Raw genomic sequence first — 22,406 nt, 5'->3', positions numbered from 1 at the left:
ATTCCCAAATACCTGACAGGAGGGATAGCATGAAAGACATCGTTATTGAACCATGGCTCGTCGATGAAACGACCCATGAATTTTTTATCCCTGAGTATATCATCCAGCTGGCAGAGGAAGTGCTGAAAAACTACGATTTATCCGTTCAAAACATGCAAATCGTTACGACAAAACCGGACAAGGGAGGAGCGATTTGGAAGCTCGAAACGAAATCAGGCCCGAAAAGTTTGAAGCTGCTGCACCGGAGGCCGACAAGGAGCCTATTCAGCCTAGGAGCACAAGAATATTTAGTGGAAGTGCGCAAGGCAAGAGTGCCGCCAATTGTAAAAACAAAGGATGGAAAAAGTTATGTCGAGGCAGGAGGAAAACTATGGTTTGTGGCGGAATGGATTGAACCGTTGACGCCAGTTACAAAGGATTTGGAAGGAGCAAGAAAGCTTTGTTATGCCCTTGGTGAATTCCATCGGCTAAGCAAAGGGTATGTCCCCCCAAAACAGGCGGAAATGGCTTCGCGGCTGCACAAATGGCCAAAAAACTATGAAAAAATGATTACGAAAATGAGCTGGTTTCGGAACATTGCCAAATACTACCCTGAAATGCCGGCAAGCCCACCATTATTAGAGGTAGTTGACCGATTTGAAGAACAGGCGCGAAAAGGCATGGAACGATTCCTGCAATCCAGCTATGTTGAATTCGTCAAGCAAGGAACGGCTCATTGGGGGTTGGTTCACCAAGACTACGGTTGGTCCAACGGCCAAATGGGCGCGGACGGAATGTGGATTATTGATCTCGACGGAGTTGCCTTTGACCTTCCGATTCGTGATTTACGAAAACTCATTAGCGGCACAATGGCGGATTTATACAAATGGGATGCAACATGGGTGCGGGAAATGATTCTAGCGTACCACGAAGCAAATCCAATCACACCTGAATTATACGAGCTTTTGATGATTGACTTGGCCATGCCAAACGAATTTTATAAAAATATGAAAGAAGTCGTCTATGAACCGGAAATCTTTCTCAATGAACAAACAGCACAGTTAATTCAAACGATTGTCGAAACCGACCAGTCAAAGTGGCCTGTATTGGCAGAAATCGAAAATGACTGGAAAGGAGTGGGATAAATATGAGGATTTTGATGGTTTGTACAGAAAAACTCCCCGTTCCCCCTTTATTAGGCGGGGCCATTCAAACGTATATTTCCGGCATTCTTCCACATGTAAGCCAATTCCATGATATTACCGTTTTAGGCATCAGCGATTCGTCGCTTCCCGAGCAAGAAACGATCCATGGCGTTCACTACGTGCGCGTACCGGGAAAAATATTTGAAATATACCGGGAAAACGTTGTTCGTTATGTGGAAGCGAACAAGTTCGATCTCATCCATATCTTTAACCGCCCCCGCCTTGTTCTGCCCATCCGGCAGGCAGCGCCCGACGCCAAAATGACGTTAAGTATGCACAATGATATGTTTCAACCGGAAAAAATCGATCCAGAAGAAGCAACGGCGGCCATCGCAGAAGTGGCCTACATCGTAACCGTGAGCGATTATATTGGCAATGTCATCCGCAGTCTATATCCGCAGGCATCGCCAAAATTGCGCACGATTTATTCTGGAGTAGACAGCGAACGATTTTTGCCGGGAAATCATCCAAAAATGCAGAAAATACGCAACGACATTCGGCGGGCACATGGGTTGGAAAACAAAACGGTCATTTTGTTCGCCGGAAGGCTGTCGCGCAATAAAGGGGTCGATAAACTCATTCTAGCATTGCCGGAGCTGGCAAAAAAATTTAAAAACTTAGCCCTGGTGATTGTCGGGAGCAACTGGTTTAGCGAAAATGACATTACTGATTATGTCGCATATGTAAGAGCACTGGCGAAACGAATGCCTGTCCCCGTTGTCACGACAGGCTTTGTCCCACCGAATGAAATCCAAAATTGGTTTGCGGCGGCTGATTTGTTTGTATGCACCTCGCAATGGCAGGAACCGTTGGCGCGCGTCCACTACGAGGCCATGGCAGCAGGCCTTCCGATCGTAACGACCGCGAGAGGCGGCAATCCGGAAGTCATTTTCGCCAATGAAAACGGCCTTATCGTAGAAAATCCGGAGGACCCGAGTGATTTTGCCAACAAGATTGCCCAAATATTATCGGATCAATCATTGATGAGAAGAATGGGAGAAAAAGGCCGGCAGCTTGCGATTTCGATCTATCATTGGGAGCGAGTCGCTTCCGAGTTATTGGAAGTTTGGGAGCAGGCGGAGAAAACAGAACAAGCTGTAGTGAGTGAAGAACAAGCAGCCGGCATGACAATAGAACCGCTGAAAGAAGATGCAACAGAACAACGGAACCGGCCAACCCCTAAAGCGGATGCAAAAGAAAAAGTCCACTCGAAAAAGAACGCGGCAGCGTCATCCGACAAAACGAAAAAGGGAAAAGCCAAAAAAGAGCGTGCCATATCAATGGAAGACCATCAACAAACAGCCAAACAAAAAGAAGCTGCGGCAGAGCGAACTGAACTCGCGAAAAGCGCCCCAGCTCCTAAACAGCCCCAAACCGGCCGCCACATAAAACCTTTTACCATTGCAAGCGGCAACCAACAAACGCTGGACGCGTCGCCTAAAACGCATTTGAACCGCAAATTGGCTCAAGCGAAACATGACACCAAACATTTTACGATTGCAAGCTCACACTAACACGAATCGAAAATCGCCAACGAAGAAAATGACGGACATCCAAAATAAAAATGAGAATACACTCCCACAGCAAATGAAGGAAACAAACCCTCATCATCCTTTCCTGGCGCCGCAACGCATTCAGGCAAAGATGCGTTTCAACGCAAGGAAATGCGTTACTGCACAAACCCGATCATCGTCACCGCGAGAAGCTGCGCGCGCCCGATGACCGTTTCGTTTCCCTGTTCATCGGCGATCGTCAACTCGGTCGCCGTGCACTTCTTTAATATGCCTTCATAGCTCTTATCCTTCATGACAAATTGGCATTTCAGCGGCGGCAAATGGCCGGGCAGCTCCGCCAAAAAGGCCAGCCGCTCGTCGAGCGCCATCGCTTGGAATTCTTTTTTGGCAAAAAATTCAGTCGGTTCCTCCTCGCCGCCTCGTTCATCGCTGGAACTCCCTTCCTCTTCCTGTTGCATTCGGCTAGTCCACATAAACGTTTCTTGCATATGCGCCGCCGCCCGCATCGCTTTTGGCTGCACAATGTAAAGCAACGGCTCCGTCTCCACAACGTTTTGTTTCCGCACGTCGATCCCCCTTTCCATGCTTGCCTTACCTTATATATGTATGCCCGTGATCTCAATAATTGCCCAAGTCAAGCAAAAAACAGCCGCTCCATCAACAGGAACGGCTGCTCGCACGTTTTTAATATCCTAAAATGTGGTATCCCGAGTCGACGTGAATAATTTCCCCGGTGATGCCGCGCGACAAGTCGCTGAACAAAAACAGCGCCGCATCGCCGACTTCTTCTTGGGTCGTCGTCCGGCGGAGCGGAGCGCGTTCTTCGATTTGCTTTAAAATCGAGTTGAAATCGCTCACCCCTTTGGCCGACAGTGTGCGAATCGGTCCAGCGGAAATGGCATTGACGCGGATGCCGTATTTGCCTAAATCGTTCGCCAAATATTTCACGCTCGCATCAAGCGACGCTTTCGCCACACCCATAATGTTGTAGTTTTGCACGACGCGCTCGCCGCCTAAGTACGTGAGGGTGACGATGCTGCCGCCTTCCGTCATCAGTCCTTTCGCCTCGCGCGCGACCGCGGTGAGCGAGTAGGCGCTGATGTTGTGGGCGAGCAAAAAGCCTTCGCGGCTGACGTTCATATACTCACCGCTCAAGTCTTCTTTATTGGCATAGGCGATGCAATGAGCGACGCCATGGATGACGCCGACTTGTTGTTTGATTTGCGCGAAACATTGAACGATGTCTTCGTCTTTTGCCACATCGCATGGCAGCAGAAGCGAACGTTCATCCCCAAGCGTATCCACAAGCGCCCGCACCTCTTTTTCAAACCGCTCTCCGGCATACGTAAACACCAACCGAGCGCCGGCAGCGTGAAGCGAACGAGCAATGCCCCAGGCGATGCTTCGTTTGTTCGCCACCCCCATCACGACATATGTACGTCCTTCCAACGATAAGACCATTCGTTCATCCTCCCAATTATCATTTATTCTTAGCACCAGGTGTTAATTCTATTATAGGCGATGCGGCGGGCGATGTAAATGCACGCTTCCCTTTTGCCTTCCGATTCCTTCATGCTGGCGGCGGTTTTTCCCACTTTGCAAAACCGGCGCGATTCGCTAATATGGTATATGGCACATTTGAATGGAGAGGATCGTTCCATGGATCATGATCGTTTTTCCAAATCGAAGCTGGATTACCATATGCTGTTCCTTTTATTCTTGATGGCGGTCGTCAGCGCCATCGCCATCCATAGCGCAGAACCGATGCTGCCGGAGAAACTGCAAAACGTCAACTTCGCTTCGAAACAGCTGCAATGGTACGCCATCGGCGCTGTCGTGATCGCCTTGACGATGATCATTGACTATGATCGGCTGTTTCAAATCGCTTGGTATTTGTATGGATTCGGGATGTTGCTGTTGCTTGGGCTGGAATTGAACGTCCCAGGATCAGTAACCATTAAGGGGGCGACGAGCTGGTATCATCTACCTGGAGGCAACTTTCAACCATCCGAGCTGATGAAAATTTTTATGATCATCGTCCTAAGTCGCATCATCGTCAACCATCGGGAAAAATATCCCGAACCGACGATCAGCGATGATTTTAAATTGCTTGGCAAAATCGCTTTGACCGTCTTGCCGCCGCTTATTTTGCTCGCCAAGCAGCCGGACATGGGCATGTCGATGGTGTTTATGGCCATCACCGCCACCTTGGTGCTCGTTTCCGGCATCCGCTGGCGCATCATTTTCGGCATTGTCCTTTCCGGTGTAACAATGGTGGCAGTCGTTGTGTTCATTTTCTTTTATTTCCCTGATTTCTTCCATAAGTACATTATTAAAGAAGATTACCAGTTGAACCGGTTTTACGGCTGGCTGGCTCCATATGAATATTCCAACGAACAAGGCTTCCAGCTCATCCGTTCGCTTATGGCCATTGGGTCAGGGGAACTGTATGGGAAAGGATTGGGCAACTTACAAGTCTATTTGCCGGAGGCGCACACAGACTTTGTGTTTGGCGTCATCTCAGAACAGTTCGGATTTGTCGGCTCAAGCATCGTCGTGTCTCTCTTTTTCCTGCTCATTTATCGCATGATCCATATTGCCTTGGAGAGCAACGATTTATACGGCAGCTATTTATGCGCCGGCGTCGCGGGCATGATTACGTTCCAAGTGTTCCAAAACATTGGCATGACGATTGGACTTTTGCCGATCACGGGGTTGCCGCTTCCGTTCATCAGCTATGGAGGAAGCTCGCTGGCGACTTATATGCTGGCGATCGGCCTCGTCTTAAACGTTCATTCGCGAACGCGGAAGTTTATGTTCTCGAGCGATGAATAAAGCCGCTTGCTGTGTCCGCAGGCGGCTTTATTTTGGCCGTCACCCGGGCCAAGGCCCCTTCTTTGTTCCACTCTCCGCCGCGGCCACTGCTTTTTGAACAGCGCCTTCGATGGGTAGGGCAAGGCTGTCTCATCTTTTCTTTTCCTTGTCGAACGGACATACTGGTAGTATAACGATTCGGGCTAGAAAGGAGCTCATCCTATGCAGGTGGACATCATCGGCGACATTCATGGCTGCTTCCGCGAATTCGCCGCATTGACGGAAACACTCGGCTACCATTGGGACGAAGGGGTGCCGATTCATCCCGACGGACGAAAGCTCGGCTTCGTCGGCGATTTGACCGACCGCGGTCCTGAATCGCTGAACATGATCGAGATCGTCTGCGCCCTTGTTGAGCGAAATTTGGCTTACTACGTGCCAGGCAACCATTGCAATAAACTGTACCGCTTTTTTTTAGGACGAAACGTGCAAATCGCCCACGGGCTTGAGACGACCGTCTCCGAGTACCGCACCTTGCCTCCAAGCGAACAGGAGATGATCCGCCGCAAGTTCATCCGCCTGTATGAACAGGCGCCGCTGTATGCGGTGCTCGATGAGGGGCGCCTTGTCATCGCCCACGCCGGCATCCGTCACGACTATATCGGGCGGACGGACAAAAAAGTCAAGACGTTCGTCCTGTATGGGGACATCACCGGCGAAACGAACCCGGACGGGACGCCGGTGCGCCGCGACTGGGCGAAACGGTATCACGGCAGCGCATGGGTTGTATATGGCCACACGCCGGTCGAAAAACCGCGGTTTGTCGGGCGGACGGTCAACATCGACACCGGCTGCGTATTCGGCGGCGCGCTGACCGCCTTGCGCTATCCGGAAATGGAAACGGTCTCCGTTCCCTCCTCGATGCCGTTCGTCCCGGAAAAATTCCGCACGTTCTCCTAATCAGCGCACCGTCTGCGCGTTGCCTCGAGGAGGAGTTCCATATCGTCAGGAAGCGGGGCGGAACATGTATACCAGCGCCCGGCAAACGGGTGAAAAAACGACAGCTGCCGGCTATGAAGCGCCTGGCGGCCGATCATCTCCCGGCTCCCGCCGTACAGTTCATCGCCGGCGAGCGGGTGGCCGAGATAAGCCAAATGAACGCGGATTTGGTGCGTGCGCCCCGTCTCCAGCCGGAGCGAAACGTATGTATAGCCATAAAGCCGCTCAAGTACACGAAAATGAGTGACAGCCGGCTTCCCGTCTTCCCGCACTTCGCGGGCAATGATGCTGTCGCTTTGGCGGCCGATGGGGGCATCAATCGTCCCTTCATCCTCGACGATGACGCCATGGCAAATGGCCTCATACGTGCGCACAACGTGCCCTTTTTGCTGCAATGCCGACAACAAATGATGAACGTGGCGGTGCTTGGCGACGAGCACGAGCCCGGACGTGTCGCGGTCAAGCCGGGTGACGATATGGACGGTCGAGTCGAGCTGCTGCTTTCGATAATGGTGAAGCAAGCCATTGGCGAGCGTCCCGCCCGGATGGTGGCGAGACGGAATCGTCGCCAATCCCGCTGGTTTGTTGACAACAAGGACGTAATCGTCTTCATACAGAATGTCAAGCGGCATCGCTTCTGCGTCCATCCAATCGCTTGTCCGCTCCGGCGGAAAGACAACCGACAGCGTCTCGCCGGCGCGCAGCACATGGCGGACGGTGACGGGCCGACCGTCAACCAACAGCGCCCCGCCATGGAATTTAATATCGGTAAGCGCCGTCCGCGAAATGCCGTTCTCTTGCAAAAACTGGCGCAGCAGCTTTCCGTCGTGCTGTTCATCGATGGAAAAGGTCATGGTAAACGGCGGCAATGTTCGTCACCTTTCTGATCAAAAATCTCCGTCTTGCTCATCGTGTTCCATCCACTTTTCTTTGGAGCCGCGAAAACGGAATCGGCATCCGCGCCAAAAGACCATCACCTCGCCGCAAACAGGAAGCGTTGCCTAACCAAGGAGGCGGGCTTTCCCTCAGTCAGCGATAAACGAGTCGCGCACCCGCCGCCAAAACGGAAACGGCCGAAAGCGGGCGAAACGCACCTTTTCATCGGCCACCCGGCATTGAATCGACTTCACTTCTTTATGCAACAGTGACAAATGGTCGATCGTAATTTGAAAATCGACGTGGTTGACCGGCTTGAGTAAACACGTATGGTGCGCCGGCAGCACGAGCGGCGAACCGATTGTCCGAAACACGCGGTTGTTGATCGACGCCATCTCGGTCACTTGAATCGCCTCAAGCGAAGGATGCAAAATCGCGCCGCCGAGCGCTTTATTGTAAGCCGTGCTGCCGGTCGGCGTCGAAATGCACAACCCGTCGCCGCGGAACCGCTCAAACAAGTCGCCGCGAATCTCGACATCCATCACGAGCGTCCCGCTGACGCACTTGACTGTGCATTCATTGAGCGCTAAATACTTTGCCTCGCTTCCGCCGTTGAGATAGCGGATCGTCACCTCAAGGAGCGGGTATTCGACCACTTGGTACGGCGTCTTAGCGATGGCGATGACGAGCTTTTCGAGTTCCTCCGGCACCCAGTCCGCGTAAAAGCCGAGATGGCCAGTATGGACTCCGACAAACGCCGTCTTGTCCAACCGATGGCAATAGCGATGGAACGCATACAACAGCGTTCCATCACCGCCAACCGAAATGACGAGATCAGGTTCCTCTTCATCGTAACGCAAGTCAAAGTCAAGCAAATACGTTTTCATTTTTTGCGCCAGAGCGTTTGATATGTCGTCGCCTTTGGACGTGATGGCGAACACGAGCGGCGCGTCCGTCCGTTTCATTGCCCTTCTCCTTTTGCTTCTTGTTTTCGAGAAAAAGCAGCCTGCGCTTCTTGAATTTCAAAGCGGATTTTCGACATCTCCTCATCGAGGCGATAGGCCGCCTCCGCGGCGCGCTGCAGCCGAACTTTGATATCTTCGGGGAAACGCCCGCTGTACTTATAGTTCAACGAATGCTCAATCGTCGCCCAAAAGTTCATCGCCAACGTTCGAATTTGAATCTCCGCCAAGATGTTTTTTTCACCGCGGATCGTCTGCACTGGATAGCGGATGACGACATGGTACGAGCGGTAGCCGCTCTCTTTTTTTTGCGTGATGTAATCGCGTTCTTCGACAATCGTAAAATCGTTGCGCTGGCGCAATAGCTCGACGACGGTCTTAATGTCATCGACAAACTGGCACATGATGCGCAGCCCCGCAATATCTTGCATCTCTTCCTCGAGACGGTCGAGCGGGATGTTTTTCTTTTGCGCCTTATCCAAAATGCTGGCGACGGGTTTCACCCGTCCGGTGACAAACTCAATCGGCGAGTGCGCTTCAATCATCTCGAATTGGGCGCGAATACCCCTTAGCTTCACTTTCAGCTCCTCAACCGCCTGCTTATACGGGGCTAAAAACAAATCCCAATGGTTGACCATCGTACCACCTGCCTACATGTTTTCGATCTCCCGCGGCTTACGTCAAGAGAGCGCAACCGCGCCTCTTTCTTGCTGCTCGATGCGAATTCACCGGGCCGCTCCCTGTTCGAACGCGCCGGAAAGGGAAACCCCCGGCTTATTGCTCAAAAAACACGTCTTGCACCGCCTGTTCAAGCGCCTCGCCATAGTTGGCGTTGCCGCGAATATTTTCAAGCAAATAAGACAGTTCATCGTGAAACTGTTCAAGCTCAAGCGTCCTCTCTCCACATCGAAGCCAGACCGGCTCCTTGGCGTCAAGCGCCGCCTTTAGCTCAGGCCACCACGGCTTCGGAATCATGACATATAGAAAGCGGTCATCGGTTTCCAAAATGTACGCAAACGCCAACGCATCCGAATCGACAAGCATATGGCGTTTCGGCGTTACGCGGGCAAGCGGAACCGGAGCATCATTGACATACAGCCAAAGCCGGCCGCCTTCCCGCTCCGCCCGCTCGACGATCCATTTTTCGTTCATGTTTTCTCTCCTTCCGCATCAACCATCCGCCCTTTATTTTACCATATTCACCCTATACAGGCGAAATAATTGATATTCGCCGGAAAACAGCTGATAATAGAAGGAGACGACTATCCTGTCTGAAGGGGATTCACGATGCATCAAGAAATCGAAATCGAATTAAAAAACTTGTTAACGGCAGCGGAGTTTGCTGCCGTCCGCGCCGCCTTCCGCCTTGATGATGGCGCTTTCTTCCGCCAGGAAAACCATTACTTTGACACCCCGTCATTCGCCCTGAAAGAACGAGCGGCAGCGCTGCGCATCCGGGCGAAAGAGGGACGCCTGACCTTGACGCTGAAACAAACGCGGGCGGACGGGACCATTTTGGAAATCCATGAGCCGCTTTCGCTGTCTGAAGCGGAAGCGTTGCTTGCTGGTATAGCGGCGCCGCGCGGGGCGATCGCCGATTTGCTTGCAGAACTGGGCATCAACCCACACGAGGTGCGCTGCTTTGGCTCCCTTGTCACCGACCGAGCCGAATGGCCGCATGAAGGCGGCACGCTATGCCTTGACCATAACTGTTACTTGCAAAGCGAAGATTACGAACTTGAGTATGAAGTGGATCACGTGGAAGCGGGTGAAAAGCGGTTTTTGCGCCTGCTTGAGGCGCTCGGCATCCCGCGCCGCCCGGCGCCAAACAAAATCGCCCGCTTTTACGCCCGCATGAAAGAAATGGAGGAAAGACGATGACCGTTTCGCCATTAAAGCTGCTCATCGAATGGCAGGCGCTCAATGCGTTCTCACCCGGACGCTCCAGCCTGTTGCCATCGCCGGTGCCATCCTTGTTTTCAAGCTTGCTTGCCGAATCTCTCAGCCGCGGTGAGGAATCTTCTGCCGAGGCGCCTCAAGCTGCCCTAAGCGGTCAGCCCCCGGCGCCCGCCGGCCATCGCAGCGCCCCGCTCGAACATGAAGCGGGTGCTGCAACCAACTCATCTTCTTCCATCGATGCTTTCATCGCGGCGGCAGCGGAAAAATACGATGTTGACCCGCAGCTCATCCGCGCCGTCATTCGCCATGAGTCAAATTTCCGTCCCGATGCGAAAAGCCCGGCTGGAGCGCTTGGACTCATGCAGCTCATGCCAAGCACGGCAAAAATGCTCGGCGTCAACAACCCGCTTGATCCGGCGCAAAACATCGACGGCGGCGTAAAATATTTGCGCCAGCTCCTTGACCGGTACAGCGGCAATATCACTCTCGCCTTAGCCGCCTACAACGCCGGGCCCGGGCACGTCGACCGCTATGGGGGCGTGCCGCCATTTGCCGAAACGCGGGCGTATGTCGAACGCGTGTTGAAAAGCTACCGCACATAAACGAGCGGCGCTCGAGTCACTTTGTTTGAGATCCATGCGTGCTGTTGATAAAATAGCAATCAAACGACAACGAATGATTTTCAAACAAAAGGAGCATCCGCGATGGGTGAACAATGGCAAACTCTTTATGAGGCGATCGGCGGAGAGGAGACGGTTGCGAAACTTGTCGAAGCATTTTACCGTCGCGTGGCCGCGCATCCGGACTTGCGGCCCATTTTCCCTGACGATTTGACGGAAACCGCCCGCAAGCAAAAACAGTTTTTAACACAATATTTAGGCGGCCCCCCTCTTTACACGGCAGAGCATGGACACCCCATGCTGAGGGCGCGCCATCTCCGCTTTGAAATCACGCCGAAGCGGGCGGAAGCGTGGCTTGCCTGCATGCGGGCAGCCATGGACGAAATCGGCTTGTCCGGGCCGGCGCGCGAACAGTTTTATCACCGGCTCGTACTCACCGCCCATCATATGGTCAATACCCCAGATCATCTGGACAGAAAGGAGCATACCCTTGAGTGAGAAGTTTGCTGGGAAGACGACATCAACTTGCTACCCTTCCCAGCCGCTAGGCAACACGAACAAACCGCTCGAGCTGTATTTGTTTATCGATCCTTTATGCCCGGAATGCTGGGGGCTTGAACCAGTCATCAAAAAACTGACGATCGAATACGGCCGTTTTTTTACCTTAAGGCACATATTGAGCGGAACATGGGCGACATGGAGCGCGCGCAAAGGAACGAAGCCGGAGGCAATGGCCAAAGCGTGGGAGTGGGCGGCGAACCGCACCGGCATGTCATGCGACGGCAGCGTTTGGCTCGAAAACCCGATTTCGAGCCCGTTCGCCCCATCGCTCGCCATTAAAGCGGCGGAAATGCAAGGAAAGCGGGCTGGCCTTCGCTTTTTGCGCAAGCTGCAAGAACAGCTCTTTCTCGAAAAACAAAATGTCGCCGATTTGTCGGTGCTCGCCGAATGCGCCGTCAAAGCGGGCTTGGATGTCGATGAATTTTTGCGCGACATGCACTCGCCGGGAGCGGCGAAAGCGTTCCAATGCGATTTAAAAATCACCTCGGAAATGGACGTTGACGAAATTCCGACGCTTGTGTTGTTTAATGAAAACATTGAAGACGAAGGCATTAAAATTTCCGGATGCTATCCGTACGACATCTACGTCGAATTGATCGCTGAAATGCTCGGCTTCCATCCTGAACCGTCCTCTCCTCCTCCGCTGGAATCATTTTTAAGCCATTTTAAATTCGTCGCCACAAAGGAAGTTGCCGTTGTGTACAACTGGACGATCCAAGAAGCGGAAACGGAAATGAAAAAGCTGCAGCTAAAGCAAAAAGTGGAGCGGGTGCCCGTCAAACACGGAACATTTTGGCGCTATATCGATGATTCCCGTCCCTAGCAGCAGGGATGGGCGCAAGAAAAAGCCCGGCTGACGCCGGGCTTTTTCTTGTTGCCAAGACAACAAAGGGGATGGGAGAAATTGTTCACGGTCAAACAAAGGGGTATCAGGTTTTGTCTTCCGTTCACATCTATATCTTAACAAACGGCCGATCAAATTGGCAACCCGTTTGCTCGTTTGTTCACATTATTGTCATAATTCGCCCTGCGTCATGATCAGGCAGACAAACAGCATATAATCAACTAGGCTCTTCACCAAAAGTTGTACTTGATTTTTTCTGAACATACCCTATTTACGCTTGTGAGGGAAAATCAACAAATCAGTGATTTTTGCACATCTTTGTGCAGGAAACCGTATTGCTTGTCAAGTACATGTTGTGGTGAAGAGCCATCAACTAAAGCAAATGGGAAGAGGTGGCCATCGCCATGAAGCAGCGCATCGTCTTATCCCTTTGGGCGGCGGCATCCACTGCCGCCTTTATTCTGAACTTGTTGGGCCTCATGCAGCTCCTTCCGCTTTGGGCGACCATGCCGCTTTTGTTTCTCTCCTTGCTTGGATTGGCAGCAACATGGAACCGCCGCCATCAGTTTCGTGGATTTCCGTCCAAACGAATGCGGCTGTAGCGCCGCATTCGTTTCATTTCTCAAGCAGCCGTTCCATCTCATCAAGCTTCTCCGCAAACACTTGGCACGCTTGGCGGATCGGCTCGGCGCTCGTCATGTCGACGCCGGCTTTTTTCAACACTTCAATCGGGTAATCAGAGCTGCCGGCTTTCAAAAAGTCGATGTACCGTCTCACCGCCGGTTCGCCTTCTTCCAAAATTTGTTTACTGAGTGCAGTCGCCGCGCTGAAGCCGGTTGCGTATTGGTACACGTAGTAGTTGTAATAAAAATGCGGAATGCGCGCCCACTCGAGGCCGATTTCTTTGTCCACGACAATATCATCGCCAAAATACGTTTTATTTAAGTCGTAATAAAGGGCGCTCAACGTTTCGGCCGTCAACGCTTCGCCTTGTTGCGCCTTCAAATGGATCAAATGCTCAAACTCCGCGAACATCGTCTGGCGAAAAACCGTGCCGCGGAACCCCTCAAGATAATGGTTGAGCAAATAGAGCCGCTTTTTCTCATCATCGATCGTTCTCAGCAAATAGTCGTTCAACAGCGCCTCATTGCACGTCGACGCCACTTCGGCGACGAAAATTGAATAATGCGCATATGGATACGGCTGCGTTTTGCGCGTATAGTAGCTGTGCACCGAATGGCCAAACTCATGCACAAGTGTAAACAAATTGTTCACATTGTCCTGCCAGTTGAGCAAAATGTACGGATGGGTGCCGTACGCTCCCGACGAATAGGCGCCGCTTCGCTTTCCTTTGTTTTCGCGCACATCGACCCAACGGTTGTCAAGACCTTCTTTCACGATCGCCACATATTCCTCGCCAAGCGGCGCGAGCCCTTCAAGCATATATTGCTTCGCTTCCTCGTACGTCACTTCCATTTTCACTTCTTGCACAAGCGGCGTGTACAAATCGTACATATGCAGCTCATCAAGCCCAAGCACTCGTTTGCGCAGCCGCACGTACCGATGCAACAGCGGCAAATGTTCGTGAATCGCGGCGATTAGATTGTCATAGACGCTCTCCGGAATGTTGTTCGCATCCAACGCCGCTTCCCGCGCCGAACGGTAGCGGCGGATGCGGGCGAAAAAGTTGTCTTTTTTCACCGTGCCGGCAAGCGTATTGGCGAACGTATTTTGAAACTTCTCATACGTATGGTATACGGCGTAAAACGCATCGCGGCGGACGCGGCGGTCCGTGCTTTCTAAAAAGCGAATGAACCGGCCGTGCGTGACTTCGACTTCCTCGCCGTTTTCATCGATGATCGTCGGAAACGTCAAATCAGCGTTGTTCAACGCGCTGAACGTGTCGGATGTCGCCTGCATCACCTCGGCTGCCTGCGCCAAGATCGCCTCCTCTTCCGCCGACAGCACGTGCGGGCGCTGGCGCGTAATTTCGTCTAACGCGTGCGCATACAAGCGAAGCGGCTCGTATTGTTCCAAAAACGAGCGCAGCACCGCTTCATCGATCGCCAAAATTTCCGGCACGATAAACGCCATCGCGCTCGATGCTTCGCTGTACAAGCTTTTCGCCCGGGCGTCGAGCCCTTGGTAAAACGAGTTAGTCGTATCTTGATCATAGCGCATATGGGCGTATGTATACAGCTTGCCGAGGCGCATCGATACGTCATCTTGGCATTGCAATGCTTCATACAGCACTTCCGGCGATTCGCCAAGCCGCCCTTTGTATTCGCCAAGCTTTGGAATCATTGCCTTCACTTGTTTGAATTCTTCTTCCCAGGCGTCATCGGTGGGAAAAATGTCCTCAAGCCGCCACGTTTCTTCCACAGGAATCTCGCTTCGCAGCGGCAGCGACTTTTTCGCTTTCTTTTCCTCCACCGTCATCATTCCTCCTTATACAAATAATCGATACACGAATTATTATTCACCATTCCGTTCATCTTTTCCTGTTTTCTGCTCATTTTTTCCACTCTCCCGAACTCAAGTGTTGACCAATAGCAGCTAAGCGCCGACGTTTGGTGAATTTGCTCAAGAAGCGCAGCATCTTGATGAATCATCTGATCGACGGTCGACGGAAACGACAGCGGCTTCACCAAATGAAGCTGGTCGCCCTCTTCGCGGCGGAGATAGCCGAGCAGGCTCAACCAATGCAAATACTCGCCGACGGCCTCACGATACGTATCCCGGCCGACAAGCGGCAGCCGGCGCGGAACGAGGCGGCCGGTGCGGATTTTGTCGTCGAGCCACTGAAATAAAGATACTGCCGTTGCCGGCCGTCCGGTCTTTCCAAGAAGAAACAAAAGGACATACGTTTGCCAAATGAACGGCGCCGTCTCCCATAAATACCCCCGCGGCACTGGCCAGCCTGCTTCGGTCGGAAACAGTGACGGAACGATGCCCGCCTGGTAAAAATCAGCACAAATGCGGCGCACGGTTTGGTTCGGATAAAGCGGAAACGTCCGCCGCCATTGTTTTTTTCGTTCGAGCCATCGCTCCCAAAACTCGGATGGAAGCGGCAGCGGGCAGGGGGCCATCCAATCGGGGAACGAAAACGACGAAAGCGGAATCGAATCGACCGCGGCCAATGTTCGCTGCACCGATAGCGGCAACGGGCGAAAAAGACGGATAAAGCGTTTCGTCTCTGGACTGTAGTACCATATATGTGGAACGACTGAATGTGGAGCGCGATGGGCAAACAACCATTGAAACCGGGAGAGCTGCACTTCCCCCGAATATTTTGGCGAACGCCGCAAATGATGGGCTCCTAACACCCACAACGGGCGGATGCCAAGGAGACGGTAGCCGTCATTGCGTTCGCGAAACAGCGATTCATCGATCGTGGAACATTGGTATTCGAGGGCATAAAGGTGTGGGCCATGGCGGAACAATACGTCAGGACGCTGCTTGATGGCGGGCAAATACGGCTCGAGCTTCGCCTCCATGCCTTGGCGAATGAGCCACGCGAACAAGTCTCGCTTCCCAGTTAAGTGACGCTCCGACTCCGGTTCGTGCTCGACCGGGCAGGCCGCCCCTTTTCGATGGGCGAAATGCGGCAAACGGTAGCGGCCCGACCGGAGCACCACTTCTTGACGGCACGCGGGACAAAAAAACGGTTCCTGTCGTTTCAGGCGCATCAGCCCCTCTCGTTCCCATCTTTCCGCCCCGGCAAGCGAAACCGTCCTGCCATCAGCGGCGAGAGCGACAAACAACATGATCACTTCCTTTCCAGTAAAAAATAGTTGTCCGTGAGCGGGAACAGCTGGAATTGTTCTCTGCTGCCCCCCTTCACCGTTCGGTTCTTCCCTTTTATTCGTTGACCATCGCCGGTTTTCCTGCCCAAAGCCAAACTGCGTCGAAAAAAGTCCGCCGATTCGGCGGACTGGCGTTTACAAGCGGTTGGTTACAACAGAGGCGACAACAGCCGGGAGACCGATTCAGCGATACGCACCCGGAACGGGCGCTGTTGAAACTGTTCGTAGTCGATCATGGAAGCGTGGCGAAAATCTTCCAAAAAGTCGCGGACGAGTTTATGAATGCTGTCGGTATAATACAAAAAGGCGTTCACTTCAAAGTTTAAATGGAAACTGCGCATATCCATGTTCGCCGTGCCGATCGAGGCGAGCTCGCCATCGACGACGATGACTTTGCTGTGCAAAAACCCTTTCTCATACTCGTAAATTTTCACCCCAGCCTCGAGCAGCTCGGGAAAATACGAGCGCGAAGCGTAAAAGACAATTTTTTTATCCGGACGCTTTGGCGCCAGCAGGCGAACATCGATGCCGCTTAACGCCGCCACTTTGAGCGCCGTCAAAATGTCTTCATCCGGCACAAAGTACGGCGAGGCAACCCAAATCGACCGTTTGGCCGACGTAATCATGGCAAAATACAGCTGTTTGATCACTTCCCACTTTTGGTCCGGACCGCCGGCAATGAGCTGCACCCCGCCTTGCCCTTCCTCGACGATGAGCGGCGGCGACAAATAGTCCGGCGTCAACAAGCGTTCTCCCGTCATGTAATACCAATCTTGCAAAAAAATGAGCTGGAGCGTCCGGACGGCTTCACCGCGGATCAATAAGTGCGTATCGCGCCAAAATCCGAAATATTTGTTTTTTCCTAAATACTCATCTCCGATGTTCAGCCCGCCGACAAAGCCGACGCCTCCATCGATGACAATGATCTTTCGGTGATTGCGGAAATTGATTTGGTTGCTTAAAAACGGGAGGCGCACTGGTGAAAACGGGATCATCTCGACTCCAGCCGCGCGCAGCTCCTCGATATAGGCGTTTGACAACTTCCAACTTCCAACGGCGTCGTACAAAAAACGGACGCGCACACCTTGACGCGCTTTTTCCATCAAGACGCGCTTCAACTGTTGGCCGATTTCATCATGACGGACAATATAATATTCTAAATGAATATGGTGTTCCGCTTTTTCCAGTTCAGCAAAAATAGAAGAAAATGTCTCCTCTCCGTTCGTCAACACCGCCGTCTGCGAAGCAAGTGAAACCGGATGCTGGCCGATGCGATAAGCAAGGCGCAAAAGCGGACGCTGATGGGGCGCCATCGGCAGCCGTTCGACGGCAATCGGCGACGGCTCTTGAAACTTGAGCAGCACCGCCTCATCAAAATCGGCTTTCTTTTTATAGCGCCGTTGTTGCCAATAGTTGCGTCCGAACAATAAATAAAACAAAAAGCCGACAATCGGAAAGCTCCCCAGCACCGCCAGCCAAGCGATCGTCTGCGCCGGCTTTCGATTCTCAAGAGAAATGACCAGCGCAATAAAGATGACGGAACAAGACATCAATACGCTGAAAAGACCAAGCAGCTTCCCTTCCCAAAACCCGTTCGTCAATGCCAGCAACGCGCCGACAATGACGACGAGAATCGCCACTCTCGATGTGTTTCGCAACAAAACCCCTCCACCCGGCTCTTCATGATGGCCGTTTTTCTTCCGCTAACGTAGAAAACGCCGATTTCTGGCGGCGAAATCGGCGGAATGGAAACATTATAAGGCTGGAAAATACGTTTTGATCGTTTCGAGTGCATTGTCGCCCATAATTTCAGTCCCGTATTCTTCAAGTCGATAAATCGTCAGCTGGGAATCGCTTCCGTATTCCAACAGAAGGCTGAGCATATTGTCCACTTCCTGCTCGGTGTAGCGCTCGTCAAACTCCACGAACAAGTAATAGCGGCCTTCAAATTGGAACAGGCGATTCGACAACCGAGAGAAGTCAGCGCGATGGGCCAAGGAAATGACATCCTCGATATCCTTGAACGAAAGGATGAATTGAAGGACATCTTGCTCTTCTCTCTCCTCGGCGTCCCCGTTTTGACCAAAGTGGAAATGGTGGCCGAACAGCGATTCCACCTTTTCACCAGCTGACAGCGAAAACTCGCGCCATTTCTCTTCTGGAAGCGGCAGCTCGAGCTTGCTTCCGTCTTTGGACAACTGCGCTTTCGTCACGACGACTTCAAGCCCTTTTTCGAGCGCCTGCACTTGGATCCAAAGCGGGCCATCGAGCGAAAAATCGCTTTCCCCGTGAACTTCATCCATCATTTCCCAAAATAATTCTTCGCTTCGTTCCCGATTGTACCAAATTTCCTCGCGGTCAAAGCCGCGCTCCTCTATATCAACATAGGAAATGTAGAACTTCACCGTATGTTCATTGATGCGTTCGATTTCCATTTCTCAACTCTCCCTTCTAAAACAGAGAAATAAAAAAGGAAGGGATTGTGCCCCTGAAACTATTTAAATCAAAACTTATGATCTTGTACTTTTATTTTATGATAAAAAGCGAAAGAAGGGAAATAAAAAAACGCATTTTTAAAAATTGGTTATGAAACCGGCCATGCCCTACTATAATGATGATGAACACGGACGGAATGAGGGACGCCTATGGTGGATGAATACATCGTTTCCATCTTGCTGATTATCGGCATTGATGTCATTCTTGGCGGGGACAATGCGGTTGTCATTGCGCTGGCAAGCCGCAACTTGCCGGAACAAAAGCGGAATGTGGCCATCATTGTCGGCACCGCGCTGGCGATCGCTGTTCGCATTGTCTTGACGGTGGCCGTCGTTTGGCTGTTGACGATTCCGTTCTTGCAGCTCGCTGGAGGCGTCGTCCTCTTTTGGATCGCCTTGAAACTGATCGGGCAAAAAGACGAAAAACCGACTATGATCAAAGCCGAACCGTCGCTTTGGAAAGCCATCCAGACGATCGTCGCCGCCGATGTCGCCATGGGTCTTGACAACGTCATCGCCATCGCTGGAGCGGCTCAAGGCCATATCGGACTTGTTGTGTTCGGTTTTCTCTGTTCCGTTCCTATCATCATTTTAGGCAGCAAAATCATCCTTTATGCCATGGAACGGTTCCCGATTCTCATTTATGCCGGCGGCGCCCTCTTGGCGTACACCGCTGGAAAGATGATCGCTGCCGAAGAGCGGTTGCGCCCGTTTTACCCCCCGAATGGGGAGGCGCTGTTTCCAATGGCGGCGGCCGTTCTTGCCGTTTTGCTCGGCTTGGCGGCCCACCGCCGGTCGCGCGCCGCATAAAGCAAATGATAAAAAACTTCTACATGGCAGACCATGTAGAAGTTTTTTTATTACCCGTTCACCAGCCGCTGCGCTTCACGAAGCTGATACGCCCGCACTTTGCGCGGCAGAAAGCGGCGGATTTCATCTTCGTTGTAGCCGACTTGAAGCCGCTTTTCATCAATGATGATCGGCCGGCGCAAAATGCCTGGGTTTTTTTGAATGAGTTCGTACAAATCTTGCAGCGGCAGAGCTTCCAAGTTAATGTTCAGCTTCTGGAATACTTTCGAACGGGTGGAAATGATCTCATCCGTTCCCGTTTCCGTCATCCGCAAAATCTCTTTAATCTCCTCGACCGTGAGCGGCTCGGAGAAAATATTGCGCTCGACATAAGGAATATTGTGCTTCTCGAGCCACGCCTTCGCCTTCCGGCATGACGTGCAGCTCGGTGATGTGTATAGCTTGACCACTTCGATCACTCCTTTTGACAAGGAATCCCTTGCTTCCCTCGTCCGTCAGACGACAGACGTGCACCGCTATGCCGGTTTGACGTCTGACAGCATAGCGACACGGCCTGAACGCCAGTCTGGCGATCAGCCGCTTTGCCAATCGTTTGCAAATTGAAATGACTTTAACATGATATATTATACAATACATCGGCCAAGAAAGATATAGTTTTTCGATGATAAATGCAATTTTCTTTCTTTCCTCTTCCAAAGTAAAGGCAAATCCTCTACAATCAAAGTAGAAAAGGAAAAGGGAGGAAGAACCGATGGCCGGCTATTTCATCGACTTTGCCATTGCTTCGGCATTGATCGTCGTCCTCACCGCATTGATGGGAAACATCAGCAACACGATCGGAGAGCGGATGTTCGGCCGAAACAAAAGTGGAAAGCATGTCGAGGCCTCTCGCCGCATCCAACAAGGATGGAAAGTCGTCGGGGGAAAAAAATAACGCGCCGAGACAGGCGCATAGGTGGGCGCCGCCTCTTTCACCGTTCGCATCATGCGGCGATGAAGGAGCGGCGCTTTTTTCGATTCGGCTAGGCATACATCGCCCGATACCGCTTATACTCTTCCTCCGAACAAAGCACAAAATGGCCAGGCGTAATTTCACGGAATTCAAGTTCCTCTCCATCTTTGTAGCCATGTTGCGCCGGGTCGTAAACGATCCGCTTGCGCGTCCGCTCCGTTTCCGGATCCGGAAGCGGAATGGCCGACAAGAGCGCCTTCGTGTATGGGTGGATCGGATTGCGGTACAGCTCTTCCGATTCAGCGAGCTCGACCATTTTCCCGAAATACATGACGCCGATCCGGTCGCTGATGTATTTGACCATCGACAAGTCATGGGCAATAAACAAGTACGTCAACCCTTTTTCACGCTGCAGGCGCTTCAATAAGTTCACGACTTGCGCCTGAATGGAAACGTCAAGCGCCGAAATCGGCTCATCGGCGATGATGAATTCCGGCTCGACGGCAAGCGCCCGGGCGATGCCGATCCGCTGGCGCTGACCGCCGGAAAACTCATGCGGGTAGCGGCTGGCATGCTCGCGGTTCAAGCCAACCGTCTCAAGCAATTCATACACGCGTTGCATCCGTTCTTCTTTCGTTTTCGCCAGCCCATGGATGTCGATGCCCTCAGCGATAATATCCGCGACCGTCATCCGCGGATTCAACGACGCATACGGATCTTGGAAAATCATCTGCATTTTCCGATTTAACTCTTTCAGCTCTTTTTTGGATTTTTTGCCGTGCACATTGACGCCGTTAAACAGCACTTCTCCTTCCGTCGCTTCGTACAGCCGGATGATCGTCCGCCCCGTTGTCGACTTGCCGCAGCCCGACTCGCCGACAAGGCCGAACGTTTCACCTTTATAAATGTCAAAGGTGACGCCGTCGACTGCTTTCACCACCTGACCGCGTCCAGCTGGGAAATACTGTTTCAAATTTTTGACCTCAAGCAGCTTTTGTCTAGCCACGCGGTTTTCCTCCTTTCCGGGCGACGATGTCAGCAAACCGTTTCATCCGTTCACGCACGATAGCCGGCGGTTCCACTTTCGGCGCCATTTCATGCAACAGCCATGTCGCCGCATAGTGCGTATCAGACACTTGGAACATCGGCGGCTCGAGCTCATAGTCAATTTTGAGCGCATACGGATTGCGCGGCGCAAACGCATCGCCTTTTGGCGGATTTAACAAATCCGGCGGCGAACCCGGAATCGAATACAGCTCCGTATCTTTATGATCAAGGCTCGGCATCGAGGCCAGCAATCCCCACGTGTACGGATGTTTCGGATTGTAAAAAATTTCATCCACCGTGCCGATCTCCACGATTTTCCCGGCATACATCACGGCCACTCGGTCGGCCATGTTGGCGACGACCCCTAAATCATGGGTGATGAAAATAATCGACATGCCGAGCTTTTTCTGAATGTCTTTCATCAACTCCAAAATTTGCGCCTGAATCGTCACATCAAGCGCTGTCGTCGGTTCATCGGCGATCAAAATTTTCGGATTGCACGCCAAGGCGATGGCGATGACAACACGCTGGCGCATCCCGCCGGAAAATTGGTGCGGGTATTGCTTCATGCGCAGCTCGGCGTTTTTAATGCCGACCAGCTGCAATAGTTCAATCGCCCGTTTGCGCGCTTCATCTTTCGACAGCTTTTGATGCTTTAAAATCGCTTCCATAATTTGTTTCCCAATCGTCATCGTCGGATTGAGCGACGTCATCGGATCTTGGAAAATCATTGAAATTTCCGCACCGCGGATCGATTGCATCTCTTTCTCCGACAGCTTGGTCAAGTCTTTGCCTTCAAATAAAATTTCCCCTTGCTTAATCCGGCTCGGCGGTGTCGGCAACAGGCGCATCAACGCTTTTGAAGTCACTGATTTCCCAGACCCTGACTCGCCGACGATCGCCAGCGTTTCTCCCTTATACAAGTCGAACGTGACGCCGCGAACCGCCTGCACTTCACCGGCGTGGATGTCAAAGGAAATATGCAAATCGTTCACCTGCAAAATTTTCTCCATCGGTTTCACC

24 protein-coding genes are annotated in these 22,406 nt (G+C 52.1%); 11 read left to right on the top strand and 13 right to left on the bottom strand.

Annotated elements, in window-relative coordinates:
- The first annotated feature begins 29 nt into the window (after positions 1 to 29).
- Complete coding sequence (locus JCR24_RS05670) at positions 30 to 1,124, top strand: CotS family spore coat protein (protein ID WP_014195186.1); 1,095 nt, start codon at positions 30 to 32, stop codon at positions 1,122 to 1,124.
- 2 nt (positions 1,125 to 1,126) lie between these two features.
- The gene (locus tag JCR24_RS05665) at positions 1,127 to 2,698 is read left to right on the top strand and encodes a glycosyltransferase family 4 protein (RefSeq protein ID WP_238980245.1); all 1,572 of its coding nucleotides are present in this window, start codon (positions 1,127 to 1,129) and stop codon (positions 2,696 to 2,698) included.
- 155 nt (positions 2,699 to 2,853) lie between these two features.
- Here JCR24_RS05665 and JCR24_RS05660 read toward each other — a convergent pair whose 3' ends face one another.
- Positions 2,854 to 3,264, bottom strand: coding sequence for a CotO family spore coat protein (locus JCR24_RS05660; RefSeq protein WP_063193775.1), 411 nt, complete (start codon positions 3,262 to 3,264; stop codon positions 2,854 to 2,856).
- Between the two features lie 118 nt (positions 3,265 to 3,382).
- A complete protein-coding gene (gene fabI / locus JCR24_RS05655) occupies positions 3,383 to 4,159 on the bottom strand; it encodes an enoyl-ACP reductase FabI (protein WP_053414526.1) in 777 nt (258 codons plus the stop codon).
- A 198-nt stretch (positions 4,160 to 4,357) separates the two neighbouring features.
- On the opposite strand from fabI, the gene JCR24_RS05650 reads away from it, so the two are divergent.
- Together JCR24_RS05650 and prpE are read left to right on the top strand one after the other, a co-directional pair.
- Positions 4,358 to 5,533, top strand: a complete 1,176-nt coding sequence (locus JCR24_RS05650; RefSeq protein WP_238980244.1) for an FtsW/RodA/SpoVE family cell cycle protein — start codon at positions 4,358 to 4,360, stop codon at positions 5,531 to 5,533.
- 201 nt (positions 5,534 to 5,734) lie between these two features.
- Positions 5,735 to 6,472, top strand: coding sequence for a bis(5'-nucleosyl)-tetraphosphatase PrpE (prpE, locus tag JCR24_RS05645; RefSeq protein ID WP_013146062.1), 738 nt, complete (start codon positions 5,735 to 5,737; stop codon positions 6,470 to 6,472).
- On the opposite strand, the gene JCR24_RS05640 is transcribed toward prpE, so the two are convergent.
- The 4 genes from JCR24_RS05640 to JCR24_RS05625 all read right to left on the bottom strand — a co-directional run bounded on the left by JCR24_RS05640 (position 6,469) and on the right by JCR24_RS05625 (position 9,501).
- A complete protein-coding gene (locus JCR24_RS05640; RefSeq protein ID WP_063192221.1) occupies positions 6,469 to 7,380 on the bottom strand; it encodes an RluA family pseudouridine synthase in 912 nt (303 codons plus the stop codon). The genes prpE and JCR24_RS05640 overlap by 4 nt on opposite strands.
- Positions 7,381 to 7,536: 156 nt before the next feature.
- Complete coding sequence (locus tag JCR24_RS05635) at positions 7,537 to 8,352, bottom strand: NAD kinase (RefSeq protein ID WP_011230331.1); 816 nt, start codon at positions 8,350 to 8,352, stop codon at positions 7,537 to 7,539.
- Positions 8,349 to 8,987: a GTP diphosphokinase gene (gene yjbM / locus JCR24_RS05630; protein WP_011230330.1), complete on the bottom strand. Its 639-nt coding sequence runs from the start codon at positions 8,985 to 8,987 to the stop codon at positions 8,349 to 8,351. Before yjbM ends, JCR24_RS05635 begins: the two co-directional genes overlap by 4 nt.
- Positions 8,988 to 9,123: 136 nt before the next feature.
- On the bottom strand, positions 9,124 to 9,501 hold the full coding sequence (locus JCR24_RS05625) for a UPF0738 family protein (protein WP_020278707.1): 378 nt from the start codon (positions 9,499 to 9,501) through the stop codon (positions 9,124 to 9,126).
- A 135-nt stretch (positions 9,502 to 9,636) separates the two neighbouring features.
- On the opposite strand from JCR24_RS05625, the gene JCR24_RS05620 reads away from it, so the two are divergent.
- From JCR24_RS05620 to JCR24_RS05600, 5 genes are all read left to right on the top strand, one after another.
- Entirely contained in the window at positions 9,637 to 10,230 is a 594-nt protein-coding gene (locus JCR24_RS05620; RefSeq protein ID WP_011230328.1) for a CYTH domain-containing protein, read from the top strand.
- Positions 10,227 to 10,850 carry a lytic transglycosylase domain-containing protein gene (locus JCR24_RS05615; RefSeq protein WP_081132972.1) on the top strand — a complete coding sequence of 208 codons (624 nt, stop codon included), beginning with the start codon at positions 10,227 to 10,229 and terminating at the stop codon, positions 10,848 to 10,850. Before JCR24_RS05620 ends, JCR24_RS05615 begins: the two co-directional genes overlap by 4 nt.
- A 102-nt stretch (positions 10,851 to 10,952) precedes the next feature.
- Positions 10,953 to 11,366, top strand: coding sequence for a globin domain-containing protein (locus JCR24_RS05610; protein ID WP_011230326.1), 414 nt, complete (start codon positions 10,953 to 10,955; stop codon positions 11,364 to 11,366).
- Positions 11,359 to 12,252 carry a ClpXP adapter protein SpxH gene (spxH, locus tag JCR24_RS05605; protein ID WP_011230325.1) on the top strand — a complete coding sequence of 298 codons (894 nt, stop codon included), beginning with the start codon at positions 11,359 to 11,361 and terminating at the stop codon, positions 12,250 to 12,252. The genes JCR24_RS05610 and spxH overlap by 8 nt, the downstream gene beginning before the upstream one ends.
- A 425-nt stretch (positions 12,253 to 12,677) precedes the next feature.
- Positions 12,678 to 12,875, top strand: a complete 198-nt coding sequence (locus JCR24_RS05600; RefSeq protein WP_011230324.1) for a hypothetical protein — start codon at positions 12,678 to 12,680, stop codon at positions 12,873 to 12,875.
- A 13-nt stretch (positions 12,876 to 12,888) separates the two neighbouring features.
- On the opposite strand, the gene pepF is transcribed toward JCR24_RS05600, so the two are convergent.
- The 4 genes from pepF to mecA all read right to left on the bottom strand — a co-directional run bounded on the left by pepF (position 12,889) and on the right by mecA (position 18,514).
- Positions 12,889 to 14,712 (bottom strand): oligoendopeptidase F, encoded by a 1,824-nt coding sequence (gene pepF, locus JCR24_RS05595; RefSeq protein WP_068894950.1) that lies wholly within the window; start codon positions 14,710 to 14,712, stop codon positions 12,889 to 12,891.
- Complete coding sequence (locus JCR24_RS05590; protein ID WP_011230322.1) at positions 14,712 to 16,040, bottom strand: competence protein CoiA; 1,329 nt, start codon at positions 16,038 to 16,040, stop codon at positions 14,712 to 14,714. Before JCR24_RS05590 ends, pepF begins: the two co-directional genes overlap by 1 nt.
- A 188-nt stretch (positions 16,041 to 16,228) precedes the next feature.
- On the bottom strand, positions 16,229 to 17,737 hold the full coding sequence (gene cls / locus JCR24_RS05585) for a cardiolipin synthase (protein WP_011230321.1): 1,509 nt from the start codon (positions 17,735 to 17,737) through the stop codon (positions 16,229 to 16,231).
- A 96-nt stretch (positions 17,738 to 17,833) separates the two neighbouring features.
- Positions 17,834 to 18,514 carry an adaptor protein MecA gene (mecA, locus tag JCR24_RS05580; protein ID WP_011230320.1) on the bottom strand — a complete coding sequence of 227 codons (681 nt, stop codon included), beginning with the start codon at positions 18,512 to 18,514 and terminating at the stop codon, positions 17,834 to 17,836.
- 210 nt (positions 18,515 to 18,724) lie between these two features.
- On the opposite strand from mecA, the gene JCR24_RS05575 reads away from it, so the two are divergent.
- Positions 18,725 to 19,384: a TerC family protein gene (locus JCR24_RS05575; RefSeq protein WP_014195176.1), complete on the top strand. Its 660-nt coding sequence runs from the start codon at positions 18,725 to 18,727 to the stop codon at positions 19,382 to 19,384.
- Positions 19,385 to 19,434: 50 nt separating this feature from the next.
- On the opposite strand, the gene spxA is transcribed toward JCR24_RS05575, so the two are convergent.
- Complete coding sequence (gene spxA / locus JCR24_RS05570; protein WP_011230318.1) at positions 19,435 to 19,833, bottom strand: transcriptional regulator SpxA; 399 nt, start codon at positions 19,831 to 19,833, stop codon at positions 19,435 to 19,437.
- Positions 19,834 to 20,135: 302 nt separating this feature from the next.
- On the opposite strand from spxA, the gene JCR24_RS05565 reads away from it, so the two are divergent.
- A complete protein-coding gene (locus JCR24_RS05565; protein ID WP_011230317.1) occupies positions 20,136 to 20,318 on the top strand; it encodes a hypothetical protein in 183 nt (60 codons plus the stop codon).
- Between the two features lie 88 nt (positions 20,319 to 20,406).
- Here the strand turns inward: JCR24_RS05565 and JCR24_RS05560 are convergent, their stop codons facing one another.
- A complete protein-coding gene (locus JCR24_RS05560; protein ID WP_020278701.1) occupies positions 20,407 to 21,342 on the bottom strand; it encodes an ABC transporter ATP-binding protein in 936 nt (311 codons plus the stop codon).
- A complete protein-coding gene (locus JCR24_RS05555) occupies positions 21,335 to 22,396 on the bottom strand; it encodes an ABC transporter ATP-binding protein (protein ID WP_014195173.1) in 1,062 nt (353 codons plus the stop codon). The genes JCR24_RS05560 and JCR24_RS05555 overlap by 8 nt, the downstream gene beginning before the upstream one ends.
- Positions 22,397 to 22,406: the final 10 nt, after the last annotated feature.

The sequence above is a fragment of the Geobacillus sp. YHL genome (assembly GCF_022341265.1).
GTDB classification, from domain to species: domain Bacteria; phylum Bacillota; class Bacilli; order Bacillales; family Anoxybacillaceae; genus Geobacillus; species Geobacillus thermoleovorans.
Note: the sequence above shows the minus strand (reverse complement) of the source record. Positions and strands in the feature narration are given on the sequence as shown.